This window comes from Thalassospira tepidiphila MCCC 1A03514 (genome assembly GCF_001662875.1).
Classification (GTDB): domain Bacteria; phylum Pseudomonadota; class Alphaproteobacteria; order Rhodospirillales; family Thalassospiraceae; genus Thalassospira; species Thalassospira tepidiphila.
In genome coordinates, this window is record NZ_JPVZ01000002.1 from 276,590 (window position 1) to 288,737 (window position 12,148).

11 protein-coding genes are annotated in these 12,148 nt (G+C 57.4%); 3 read left to right on the forward strand and 8 right to left on the reverse strand.

Annotated elements, in window-relative coordinates; translation table 11 throughout:
* Positions 1–31: 31 nt before the first annotated feature.
* Positions 32–1,063: a DNA polymerase III subunit delta gene (gene holA / locus TH4_RS05255; protein WP_064780214.1), complete on the forward strand. Its 1,032-nt coding sequence runs from the start codon at positions 32–34 to the stop codon at positions 1,061–1,063.
* Between the two features lie 264 nt (positions 1,064–1,327).
* On the opposite strand, the gene TH4_RS05260 is transcribed toward holA, so the two are convergent.
* From TH4_RS05260 to TH4_RS05290, 7 genes are all read right to left on the reverse strand, one after another.
* Entirely contained in the window at positions 1,328–2,560 is a 1,233-nt protein-coding gene (locus tag TH4_RS05260; protein WP_064780215.1) for a ParB/RepB/Spo0J family partition protein, read from the reverse strand.
* Entirely contained in the window at positions 2,557–3,384 is an 828-nt protein-coding gene (locus TH4_RS05265; protein WP_008888748.1) for a ParA family protein, read from the reverse strand. Before TH4_RS05265 ends, TH4_RS05260 begins: the two co-directional genes overlap by 4 nt.
* Positions 3,381–3,971, reverse strand: coding sequence for a 16S rRNA (guanine(527)-N(7))-methyltransferase RsmG (rsmG, locus tag TH4_RS05270; RefSeq protein ID WP_245227746.1), 591 nt, complete (start codon positions 3,969–3,971; stop codon positions 3,381–3,383). Before rsmG ends, TH4_RS05265 begins: the two co-directional genes overlap by 4 nt.
* Positions 3,972–4,441: 470 nt before the next feature.
* Positions 4,442–6,343: a tRNA uridine-5-carboxymethylaminomethyl(34) synthesis enzyme MnmG gene (mnmG, locus tag TH4_RS05275; RefSeq protein WP_064780216.1), complete on the reverse strand. Its 1,902-nt coding sequence runs from the start codon at positions 6,341–6,343 to the stop codon at positions 4,442–4,444.
* A gap of 144 nt (positions 6,344–6,487) precedes the next feature.
* On the reverse strand, positions 6,488–7,861 hold the full coding sequence (gene mnmE / locus TH4_RS05280) for a tRNA uridine-5-carboxymethylaminomethyl(34) synthesis GTPase MnmE (RefSeq protein ID WP_064780217.1): 1,374 nt from the start codon (positions 7,859–7,861) through the stop codon (positions 6,488–6,490).
* 385 nt (positions 7,862–8,246) lie between these two features.
* A complete protein-coding gene (locus TH4_RS05285) occupies positions 8,247–8,570 on the reverse strand; it encodes a (2Fe-2S) ferredoxin domain-containing protein (protein ID WP_064780218.1) in 324 nt (107 codons plus the stop codon).
* A gap of 14 nt (positions 8,571–8,584) precedes the next feature.
* Positions 8,585–8,845 carry a DUF6489 family protein gene (locus tag TH4_RS05290; RefSeq protein ID WP_008888754.1) on the reverse strand — a complete coding sequence of 87 codons (261 nt, stop codon included), beginning with the start codon at positions 8,843–8,845 and terminating at the stop codon, positions 8,585–8,587.
* Between the two features lie 351 nt (positions 8,846–9,196).
* Here TH4_RS05290 and TH4_RS05300 point away from each other — a divergent pair, with 351 nt between their 5' ends.
* Together TH4_RS05300 and TH4_RS05305 are read left to right on the forward strand one after the other, a co-directional pair.
* Positions 9,197–11,236 carry a thioredoxin domain-containing protein gene (locus tag TH4_RS05300; RefSeq protein WP_064780468.1) on the forward strand — a complete coding sequence of 680 codons (2,040 nt, stop codon included), beginning with the start codon at positions 9,197–9,199 and terminating at the stop codon, positions 11,234–11,236.
* A gap of 5 nt (positions 11,237–11,241) precedes the next feature.
* Positions 11,242–11,730, forward strand: a complete 489-nt coding sequence (locus TH4_RS05305; RefSeq protein WP_064780220.1) for a methylated-DNA--[protein]-cysteine S-methyltransferase — start codon at positions 11,242–11,244, stop codon at positions 11,728–11,730.
* A gap of 23 nt (positions 11,731–11,753) precedes the next feature.
* On the opposite strand, the gene TH4_RS05310 is transcribed toward TH4_RS05305, so the two are convergent.
* Positions 11,754–12,146 carry a VOC family protein gene (locus tag TH4_RS05310; protein ID WP_064780469.1) on the reverse strand — a complete coding sequence of 131 codons (393 nt, stop codon included), beginning with the start codon at positions 12,144–12,146 and terminating at the stop codon, positions 11,754–11,756.
* Between the last annotated feature and the right edge of the window lie 2 nt (positions 12,147–12,148).

A 12,148-nucleotide genomic window follows, 5' to 3' on the forward strand; every position in this document is an offset into this window, starting at 1 on the left:
GCCCACTCCCCAACGAACCACAAGGCGCATCATGAAGCTCAAGGCAGCACAGGTTGAAAACTTCTTGCGCGCCCCGGATGCGAAGGCGCAGCTGGTCCTGATCTATGGCGAGGACGAAGGCCTTGTGCGTGAACGTGCGACCAAACTGGCCAAAACCGTGGTCGAGGATCTCAAGGATCCCTTCCGCGTTATCGAGCTTGGCGCCGCCCAACTCAAGGAAGATCCCAGCCGCCTGCGCGACGAGGCTGCTGCCATGAGCTTTGGCGGCGGGCGCCGTGTGATCCGGCTCCGCGATATCGGTGATGCACAGGCGCCTGTGATCGCAGATTTCCTGGGTGATCCGGCCGGCGATGCCCTGATTGTCATTGAGGCCGGAAGCCTTCCGACTCGCTCCAAACTGCGTCAGGCAGTCGAAAAGGCCGGCAATGGCATGGCCCTGCCCTGCTATGCCGATGGCGCGCGCGACATCGAAAGCCTGATCCAGTCGATCATGGAAGAACACAAACTGCGCATTGACCGCGACGCGACAAGCTATCTGGTCGCCAATCTCGGGTCTGACCGCATGATTTCACGAAGCGAGCTTGAAAAACTCGCCCTCTATGCGCTGAAGGACGGCCAGGTCACACTGGCGGACGCCATGGCCTGCGTCGGCGACAGTTCCGCCCGCCACTATGACGATGTCATTCAGGCCGTCTCACAGGGCAATGTCGTCAATCTTGATGCCGCCCTGACCCGCCTGGTCGAAGAAGGCCTCAACCCGGTCGGCGCATTGCGCATGATGATCAGCTATTTTCAGAAGCTTCATCTGGTCAAGGGACAGGTGTCCCAGGGTGCCAGCGCCGATCAGGCGATGAAGTCGCTCCGCCCGCCGCTGTTTTTCAAGGCCGCCGATCAGTTTCGCGCCAATCTGAATTACTGGGCGGTCAATAACCTGCAGCGTGCGTTGCAAATCCTGCTGGAAGCCGAAAAGGACTGCAAAAGCGGCCTGGCCATCCCCGAAACCATTGCGCACCGCGCCATGATCAAGGTCGCGGTTGCCCGCCAGAAACAGGTCAGACGCTAACCGCCAACCCGATTCGCCAGTCTTCAGCGCCATCAAGGTAATTGGTAATTAAGGCCAATGCCGTATTGGCGTACCCGACTGGAATGCGTCCAAAACGCACCAAAACGCAAAAACGCGGTCCGGGATATAAGACCCGCACCGCGTTAAATATCTAAAGGATCCGCTTCACCTCAACCGTTCCCCGGCGGGATTTTGCTTCTTCTTCTTTAAGCTTCTTAAGCTGATCGATCTTGTCGCGATTAAGATCCTTCATGCTGGTTTTGGTTACGGCTTTTTTCCCGTGCCATCTGCAACCTCCTCCAGCACATCCTCGTCGACTTCTTCCTGCGCGATTGGCATATCGCCCTCGGGCTCATCGTCGATCATCAGGCTGTCGTCATCGATCCCGTCAAGATCACGGCCGCCGTCAACCGCATCGGCAATCGATTCGAGCTCGCTGGTCAGCGCATCCTCGTCTTCGTTTTCCGCGTCATCGACCGATTCGGCTTCAAACTCGTCATCTTCGATAAACATCGAATCGAACTCGTTTTCATCCGGGCCGGGCGCAGCATCAGCATCGGCATCATCAGAAATGTCGGCGGCCTTGCCATGCGTCAGGCGCTGCAGGATGTCATCAAGCTGCTCAAGCGTTTCATAGCGGATCGAGATTTTACCCGCCGATCCGTCGAAGTCGATATTGACCGCCAACCCCAACATGTTGCTAAGGTCACGCTCCAGAGACACCGTATCTGGGTCTTTCTCGATCGAAGACCGGCCCGATGATTTCTTCGGACGCGCAGACTTGCCGCCGTCGGTCTTGACCAGTTTCTCCGCCTGACGGACATTCAGGCCCTTCTTGACGATCTGGGCCGCAAGCTCGACAGCATTGTCCGCACCCAGCAATGCACGGGCATGGCCGGAGCTTAGAACCTTGTCTGAGAGCATCTGTTTGATCGGGGCCGGCAGGCCCAGCAAACGCAGGCTGTTGGCAATGTGGCTGCGGCTTTTACCCAGTGCCTGACCAAGGGCTTCCTGCGTGTGGGAGAACTCGCTCATCAGGCGGTTATAGCCCTCCGCCTCTTCAAGCGGCGACAGATCCTGACGCTGCAGGTTTTCAATCAGGGCAATCTCGGCGGTTTCGCGATCATCAAACTCGCGCACCAGAACCGGCACTTCATGAAGCTGTGCCCGCTGCGCCGCACGCCAGCGACGCTCACCGGCGATGATTTCATATTTGGTTTCGCCCGTCGAAGATGCGCGCACCAGAATCGGCTGAATGATGCCCTTTTGGCGGATCGAGGCCGCCAGATCATCAATCGCGTCATCATCAAAATTGCTGCGCGGCTGAAACGGTGACGGTTTCAGATCGGTGATCGCAATATGTTGCGTCGTCCCGCCCGGTCCCGGATGGACCGCCTCGGCGCTATCGCCACTGGCGGCAACAGCAACTTCTTCGTCCTCTTCGCCCAGAAGTGCAGACAGTCCCCTGCCCAACCCGCGTTTTTTTGTTTCGCTCATGCTTTCACCCCTTCGCGTTTCAGGACTTCGCTCGCAAGATTCAGATAGGCCCGTGAACCCGGGCACTTCATATCATAGACCAGCACCGGTGTTCCGTGGCTGGGGGCTTCGGAAACGCGGACATTGCGCGGAATCACCGTGCGATACACCACATCCCCGAAATAATCGCGCACGTCGTTGGCCACTTGTGCCGACAGGTTGTTGCGCTTGTCATACATGGTGAGCACGATGCCCTGAATTTCAAGGTTCGGATTGAACGCCTTCTTGACCCGTTTGATGGTCCGCACCAGATGGCTGACCCCTTCAAGGGCAAAGAATTCGCATTGCAAAGGCACCAGAACCGCGTCGGATGCCACCAGCGCATTCAGGGTCAAAAGACCCAGCGACGGCGGGCAATCGATCAGGACGTAATCAACATCGTGCGGCAATTTGCCAAGCGATTCCTTAAGCTGCATCTCGCGACGGTCGAAATCGACCAGCTCGATCTCCGCCCCCGAAAGATCCATGCCCGACGGCACAATGCTCAGCCGCGGGATCGAGGTTTCCTTGCGCGCCTCTTCCAAGGTATTGCCGTTGATCAGCACGTCATAGGAACTGATTTCGCGGTCGGACGGACGCAGGCCCAAGCCGGTACTGGCGTTGCCCTGCGGATCAAGATCGACAATCAGAACCCGCTGGTTTACCGCGGCCAGTGCGGTTGCCAGATTGATCGTCGTGGTGGTCTTGCCCACACCGCCTTTCTGGTTGGCCACGGCGATGATGCGCGGACGATGCGCGGCACCATCAGATTTCGTCGAAAGCGGCAAATCAATAACATCCGTCACCGGCCCACTCCTTTTAAGATCATCACGACACCGTCCGGATCGACCAGGCTGGCATGCGTGGTTACATCAAATGTCCAACCGGCGTCACGTGCGTCCGCCAGCTCATCCTCAAAGGCACGTCCCTTCAGCAGCACATAATGGCCACCGTCTTTCAAATGGCGCTGCCCCAACTCCAACAGCTTAGGCAAGGGGGCAAAGGCGCGCGCCGTAATCACATCGGCCTGCCGTGGCGCCGCAGCCTCGATCCGTTCGCGGGCAATCTCGGTTTTATCCAGCACACCGCAAACCCGGGCGGCTTCCATCAGGAAGACCGTCTTTTTGGTGTTGGATTCCATCAGGGTGACGTTATTGGCGCCAAGGATCGCCAGAACGATGCCCGGGAACCCTGCACCAGATCCAAAATCAACGATTTTGCCGGTTGTGGCGATGTCCTGAACATAGGGCCAAAGCTGCGCAGAATCCTGTAAATGACGTCCCCAAACGTCTTCGGCCGTGCTGGCGCCAACGATATTAATCCGTGGCTGCCACTTCACGACAAGGTCTGCATACTGGCTGAGGCGATCCAATGTTTCACGTGAAACATTCAAATCCTGCTCAAACCATGTTTTTACGGGTGTGGAAATTGTCTGCATATTTGAGTTATAGGCCGAGCCCAAAAAACACACCAGTCTTGATTTTCGTCCTTTTACGTTTTTGGCCGCGTCGGATGCGATAAAACACCGCAAAACAGCGTCGAATGTTTCACGTGAAACATTCCCATGCCCAAAACGCATCATTCCAGACCCAAAACACCGCACATTCGATGAAGTTTGACGGGCCGCCGACTCCGCGGAGGCGACTCCGCCGCCCTACCCAACCAAAATGCGCTGCGACTCGGTAGAAGCCGGTGATGACCAGCCACACTTCCATATGTCCCGGCCGTCTCATCCGCCTGCCCTTACCCGACGCCCCGGCCAAAACAAAACGCCCGGCCAGTGAATTTGGCCGGGCGTTGTAATGTGGATCAGAAGCATCCCGTTCGGACACTTTATATATGGTCTGTGTGGGCGAAAACCGATCAGGCGGTCTTGCTGACGGCGGCCGTCTGATGCTTGTGACTTTTGATATGGCCCAGCAATGCGGTGACCGCCGCCGGGGTAACGCCGGGGATGCGCGATGCGGCACCGATGGTTTCCGGCTGGATTTCTTTCAGCTTCAACCGAATCTCCGCCGACAGCCCGCCGACCTTATCAAAATCAAGCCCACGTGGCAGACGCAATTCCTCATCCCGGCGGAAGGCCGCGATGTCGGCTGCCTGACGGTCGAGATAGCCTTTATACTGGGCATCAATCGAAACCTGTTCCTTGATCGCCGGATCAAGTTCACCCAGCTGCGGCCAGACCCTGGTCAGGGTATCGAAATCAATATCGGGATAGGCCAGCAGGTCATAGGCCGAGCGGCGCACACCATCCTGATTGATCTTGATATCAAACTTGGCCAAACCATTCGGGGTTTCGGTCAGCTCGGATACTTCGGTCTTGGCGGCGTTCAATGCTGATTTCTTGGCATCCCAAGCCTGCGCGCGGGTCGATGCAATGCAGCCGATATCAAGACCGCGATCGGTCAGACGCTGATCAGCGTTATCGGCGCGGAGCATCAGGCGATATTCGGCGCGCGAGGTAAACATGCGATACGGCTCGCGCGTGCCAAGGGTCACCAGATCATCGATCATCACACCGATATAGGCATCAGCCCGATCGAGAACGAATTCGCGCTCAGCACCCCCGGCAATCAGGGCCGCATTCACACCGGCAATAAGCCCCTGCCCGGCGGCTTCTTCGTAGCCGGTGGTGCCATTGATCTGACCGGCAAAGAACAGGGCCGCGACCTTTTTGGTTTCCAGCGTATGACGCAATTCACGCGGATCGACGAAATCATATTCCACTGCATAGCCGGGACGGAAGATCTCGACCTTTTCCAGACCCGGAATGGTCGCCAGCATGGCAAGCTGGACGTCCTCTGGCAGCGAGGTCGAAATGCCGTTCGGATAGATTGTCGGATCGTCGAGCCCTTCGGGTTCGAGGAAAATCTGATGCTGATTTTTCTCGGCGAAGCGAACAACCTTGTCTTCGATGGACGGGCAATAGCGCGGACCGCTGCTTTTGATTTTTCCGCTATACATCGGCGCACGGTCGAGGTTGGCACGAATGATTTCGTGGGTCGCCTCGGTCGTCCAGGTCATATGACACGGGATCTGCGGCACGGTAATTTCGCGGGTCAGGAACGAAAACGGCTCTGGCGGAGTGTCGCCCGGCTGTTCCTGAAGGCTCGCCCAATCAATCGTGCGGCCATCAAGACGGGCCGGTGTGCCGGTTTTCAAACGGCCTAATCGGAAATCATATTTTGCCAGCGTGTCAGACAGACCGGTTGCCGGGGCATCGCCCATGCGACCGGCGGGTTCGGATTTCTCACCAATATGGATCAGACCATTAAGGAACGTGCCAGTGGTCAGCACCACCGCACCGGCAAGGTATTCGGTGCCATCGCCAGTGACGACGCCCTTAACACGATTATTGTCATCAATGATCAGGTCCTCGACACCGCCTTCAAGAATGGTGAGGTTTTCCTGTTCGGCGAGGATATCCTGCACGGCCTGGCGATACAGCTTGCGGTCGGCCTGCGCACGCGGGCCGCGCACAGCTGGGCCCTTGGAACGATTGAGCATACGGAACTGGATACCCGCGCGGTCAATCGCGCGGCCCATCACGCCGTCAAGCGCATCAACTTCGCGCACCATATGCCCCTTGCCCAGACCACCGATGGCCGGGTTGCACGACATTTCCCCGATGCGATCCGCACGGTGCGTGACCAGTGCCGTGGATGCACCCATACGCGCAGCGGCAGCGGCGGCTTCGCATCCGGCATGGCCGCCACCGACCACGATGACGTCAAAGCGGTTATTTGGCACGTTCTGTGACATCGACTTCCTCACTCAATCCCCGCTGCTTATCACGCGGCGGGTGTGAACCTTGTTTGGTTCGAATAGGTGTATATGGTCAACCTTGTGACGAATGTTTCACGTGAAACATTCTCGGGAGACAAGTCTAACGACTCTTCCCTAACTCTATTTGCCGATACAGAAATCCCCGAAGATAATATCGAGCAAATCTTCCACATCGACACGTCCGGTAATCTTGCCGATTTCGCGGACAGCAAGGCGTACATCCTCGGCCGCCAGTTCTGCGATATCGGTCTGCAATCCGCGATCCAGATGATCGCTGGCACTTTCAAGTGCCCGCCGATGGCGCAGCCGTGTCAGCGGCACGGGCCCGGCGAAATCGAGCCCCTCTTTTACGCGAGTCTCCAGCAGTTGCAAGAGGCTTTCCATCCCCTGCCCGGTCATGGCCGATATGGGTAAAACGGGAAGCTCCAGCACCCGACCATCGACCGACGTTCCCTGCCAGCTTGCCGGAATGGCGCTGCTATCGGTCGCATCGACCTTGTTGATCAGAATAAGCGTCTTGTCGTCGATCAGACGCGCAGCCTCCGGATCAATGTTCGGCCAGTCGCTGCGATCAATCACCACCAGGCGCAAATCGGCATTTTCGGCCCGCTCCGTCGCCCGGCGCACGCCTTCGGATTCAATCACATCCCCGCTTTCGCGCAGACCCGCCGTATCGACCATGGTCACCGGGAAGCCGCCCAGATCGAGATGAACCTCGATCATGTCGCGCGTGGTCCCGGCGATCTCGGACACGATGGCGGCGTCACGCTGGGCCAGACGGTTGAGCAGGCTGGATTTGCCGGCATTGGGTGCACCCAGAATGACAATCTGAAAGCCTTCACGCAGGCGCTCACCCCGGCGGTTATCGGTCAGATGGCGTTTGACCTCGTCATTCACCGCACGCAAATCGCCATGCACCACCGGCACGATGCCATCGGGCAAATCTTCGTCTGGAAAATCAATATCGGCCTCGATATGGGCCAACGCCTTCATCAAACGCGCGCGCCAGCCTTCATAAAGCGTCCCCAGCTCGCCTGCCATCTGGCGCACCGCCTGACGGCGCTGGGCGGCGGTTTCGGCGTCAATCAGATCGGCGATGCCCTCGGCCGAGGTCAGGTCCATCTTGCCGTTTTCAAACGCGCGTCTTGTGTATTCGCCGGGATCCGCCACCCGCAGACCATCCTGACGCGACAGGCAATCGAGCACCCCTTCGATCACGGCGCGCCCGCCATGGACATGCAGCTCGACCACGTCTTCGCCGGTAAAGCTTGCCGGGCCTTGGAAATAGATCGCCACCGCATCGTCAAGCCGTTCGTGCGACTTGGGATCGCGGATCGGAGCATAGATCGCATGGCGCGGTTTGGGCATGGTATCGCGGCCCAATAACGCACACAGCACAGCCCCCGAACGTGGCCCGGATAATCGGATCACGGCAACACCGGCACGCCCCGCGCCGGAGGACAGGGCAAAAATGGTTTCTCGGCTGGCAATCATGGCGGATCCGTCAGTTCTGAATGTATGCTGTTGCGTGGCAGAGGAGGATATCGTCCAGACAGCCCCAAAGGTCAACATATGGCAGAAAATAACCAACAGGGGTTTAATGAGCTTTGTGTTGGTTGATCGGATCATCGAGTGCACTTTGGCAGCCGCCCTTGCCCCGTCATGGACCCCCGCCTGCGCGGGGGTGACAGTTTGGGCTGCCAGGGGGTGTTCCCTTGTCCTGTCACCTCGATGGAGGCACCTGGACGCAATCAGACTTGGAGAGAGCGACAATCCCCAAAAGACCTGTCATTCCCGCGCAGGCGGGCATCTCTTGCAGCAAGGCACAAAAAAACCGGCCACGCGCATGTCACGGGCCGGTTTGTTTGAAATCTGTTGTTTATTGATCAGGCGTCAGCCGCAACCGTTCAACCACCTGCCCGCCGATCAGATGATCATTCAAGATCGCCTCGATGTCTTCCATCGTCTCATAGCGATACCAGGTGCCTTCGGGATAGACCACCATCACCGGGCCCAGTTCGCAGCGATCGAGGCATCCCGCGGTATTGATCCGGGTCTGTGGCAGGCCAAGTTCCTTGGCGCGCACCTTCATGTAATTGCGAAGTCTGGTCGCGCCCTTGGAATTGCAACAACCGCGTTCATGGCCGGCCGGGCGTTCGTTCTGGCACACGAAGACATGTGCCTGATAGTAGTGTTCACGCATGATATCGGGTCTGCCTAGCCTTTGTCCTTGTCACCGGTACCGCCGGTACCCGCATTGAACTGCCCCCAGAAGGCTTTCTGAAGCTGTTCCCAGTTCTGAATACCCTGTGGCAGCCAGGTATTGAGCATGGTTTCCGGATCCATCGCCGCCAGATTGGCTTTCATGCGGTCTTCGATATCTTGCATCATCGCCTTTTGCATCGGCTGAACATCAGGAAGACCAAAGAAGGTCCGTGCCTCTTCCGGCGTGCAATCAATGTTCACAGTTACTTTCATCGCCCTGGTCTCCTGATCTGTTTTGTTTTTTGGTCTCTGTCACTTTACGTGATTTGCGTGACTGGCTGTTTGCATGGCTGGCCCATTATCCCCACCAGAACCGCCTTCGCAATCACAATAACGCCAACCTGCCCCCACCATATGGGAAGCAAGAGCATGCGGCGACCGCAACTTTCACAATATTGCGATAAAAGATTTCGGCCATTTGCCTTTATGAATGAGGCCATAACCCTTAGAATCACCCAAATAGCCTCATAAAGCATTGCCAGCACTGATGACTGGCGCGTGATTTCAGATCGCGCTACCGCAAACGATAAAGCCATCGGCTTAATGGATGGCACAGGACACAAAATGGAACTCGCACGCAATAATCTTGGTTCGGAAACCAGCCCCTATCTTGTTCAGCATCGCGACAATCCGGTGCATTGGCAGCCCTGGAGTACCGAAATTCTCGCCAAAGCCAAGGAATTGAACAAGCCGATCCTGCTGTCGGTCGGGTATGCGGCGTGCCATTGGTGCCATGTCATGGCCCATGAAAGCTTTGAGGATGAGGGTATTGCGGCCCTGATGAACGATCTGTTCATCAATATCAAGCTCGACCGCGAAGAACGCCCCGACCTTGATGCGCTTTATCAGAACGCGCTGGCCCTTCTGGGCCAACAGGGCGGCTGGCCATTGACGATGTTTTTGACCCCGGATGGCGAGCCGTTCTGGGGCGGGACCTATTTCCCCAAGGAGGCCCGCTATGGCCGGCCGGGATTTGGTGATGTGCTTAAGACCGTTGCCAAGATTTACACTGAGAAACCCGATGATGTCCGCCACAATGTCAGCCAGATTTCCAATGCGCTGATCAAGATGAACAGTGCGGCAGTTGGCGCGATTCCCAGCCTTGAGATGATTGATCGCTGCGGTCATGGCTGCTTGCAGATCATGGACGGGGAAAATGGCGGTACATCCGGCGCGCCGAAATTCCCGCAGCCCAGCCTTTTATCCTATATCTGGCGCACCGGTGTACGCACCGATGATGACGGGCTGAAACGCATCGTCAAACACAGCCTGGATCGCATGTGCCAGGGCGGCATTTATGATCATCTTGGCGGCGGATTTGCCCGCTATGCCGTCGATGACCAGTGGCTGGTGCCGCATTTCGAAAAGATGCTGTATGACAATGCCCAGCTGATTGATCTTTTGTGTGATGTCTGGCGGGTCGATCCCAATCCGCTTTATGCCAAGCGGGTTGAGGAAACCATTGGCTGGATCCTGCGAGAAATGCGCATTCCCGGGGGTGCCTTTACCGCAAGCCTTGATGCCGACAGCGAAGGGGTTGAAGGCAAGTTCTATGTCTGGTCCGAGGACGAAATTGACGCGATCCTTGGCACGGATGCCGAGCTGTTCAAGAAATTCTATGACGTTTCCAAAGACGGCAACTGGGAAGGCCATAATATCCTTAATCGCACCGCCTCGGGGCTCGAGCTTGCCGATGACGCGACCGAGGAAAAGCTGGCCGAGCTTCGCGCCAAGCTTCTGACCGAACGGGCAAAACGCATTCGCCCGGGCTGGGATGACAAGGCGCTGACCGACTGGAACGCCATGACAATTGCCGCCTTTGCCGAGGCCGCGATGACCTTCCACCGCGCCGACTGGCTGGACTACGCCAAGCTTGCCTATGGCTTTGTCATCAATACCTTGATGAAGGGTGACCGCTTCCTGCACAGCTATCGTAATAGTCGCGTACAGCATGCCGGGATGCTTGAGGATTATGCGCATATGATCCGCGCGGCCTTGAGGCTTTATGAATGCTTTGGCGAGGACGCCTATCTTAATGAAGCCATCCGGTGGTCGGCTGCGGTCGAAACGCTGTTTGCCGATGCCAAGGGCGGCTATTTCCAGTCGGCATCGGATGCCAGCGACCTTGTCGTGCGCCAAAAACCCTTCATGGATAACGCCGTGCCATCGGGCAATGCGATCATGGCACAGAACCTGGCCAAGCTTTATGCCCTGACTGGCGATGCGCAATACCGCGATCAGGCCGAAATCACGCTTGCGGCCTTTGGCGGGCGGATCAGCGAGCAATTCCCGAACATGCCGGGGCTCATGATGGCAGCCGAAATGCTGCAAAACCCCGTGCAGATCGTGCTGATCGCCAAGGAGCGCAGCCAGACCTATCTTGATATGCGCCGTGCTATTTTTGGCGCGTATCTGCCCAACCGGGCGATCACGATCCTGTCTGATGGTGATCCCCTGCCAGACGGCCATCCGGCCCAGGGCAAGACCGCGATTGACGGCAAGGAAACCGCCTATATCTGTCAGGGGCCGGTATGTTCGGCGCCCGTCACAGGCGTCGAAGAACTAACCGAAATGCTGGCAGATTTGCCAGCCAAGGCGGCCTAACCCAGATGCCGCAAATATCGCTCAACAGCCCTGTCGGCGCAATCACGGTTTTCGCATTTGAAGATCAAATCGTTGCGCTTGACTGGGGATTTGTTGAAGACGTTGAAAGCTGCCCGGTGCTTGAAGAAGCATCCAGACAACTAAGCGCCTATTTCACCGGCGCGCTGGATCGCTTTGATCTGCCGCTGGCCCCGGACGGGACGGATTTCCAGAAAACCGTCTGGCAGGCGATGTGCGAGATCCCGATGGGCAAGACCGCGACCTATAAGGAACTGGCCACCATGGCCGGATCGCCCAAGGCATTTCAATCAGTTGGCACGGCATGCGGCCTTAATCCGATCCCGATCCTTATTCCCTGCCACCGCGTTCTGGCAACCGGCGACAAGCCGGGCGGCTATTCCGGCCATGGCGGGCTTGAAACCAAGCGCGCGCTTTTGAAAATCGAAGGTGTGGATTTGCCGCTGCCGAGTGATCAGGGAAATCTTCCGCTTTAGTACTATTTTTCAATGGCTTAGAATTATTCTTCGGCGTAGCACACGGCTTGCAGCTTGTTGCCATCCGGATCACGGACATAGGCGGCATAATAGTTTGGCCCATAATGCGCGCGCAGGCCCGGCTGGCCTTCATCCATGCCACCATATTTGAGCGCCGCTGCGTGAAAGGCGTCCACCATGTCACGTTGGTCTGCCTGAAACGCGATATGAGTACCATTGCCCCAGGTCGCAGGGCGGCCGTCTGCCGGGGTGTAGATGTAAATGGTCGGCATTTGTCCATCCCGCTCATAGGCCAGCGGCTTTTCCGGCGGTTTTGGCAAGCGATCAAAGCCCAGCGCACCCAGTACGGCATCGTAGAAACGCGCGGAACGGGCCTTGTCATTGGTTCCGAGGGTGATGTGGCTGATAACCGTCAATG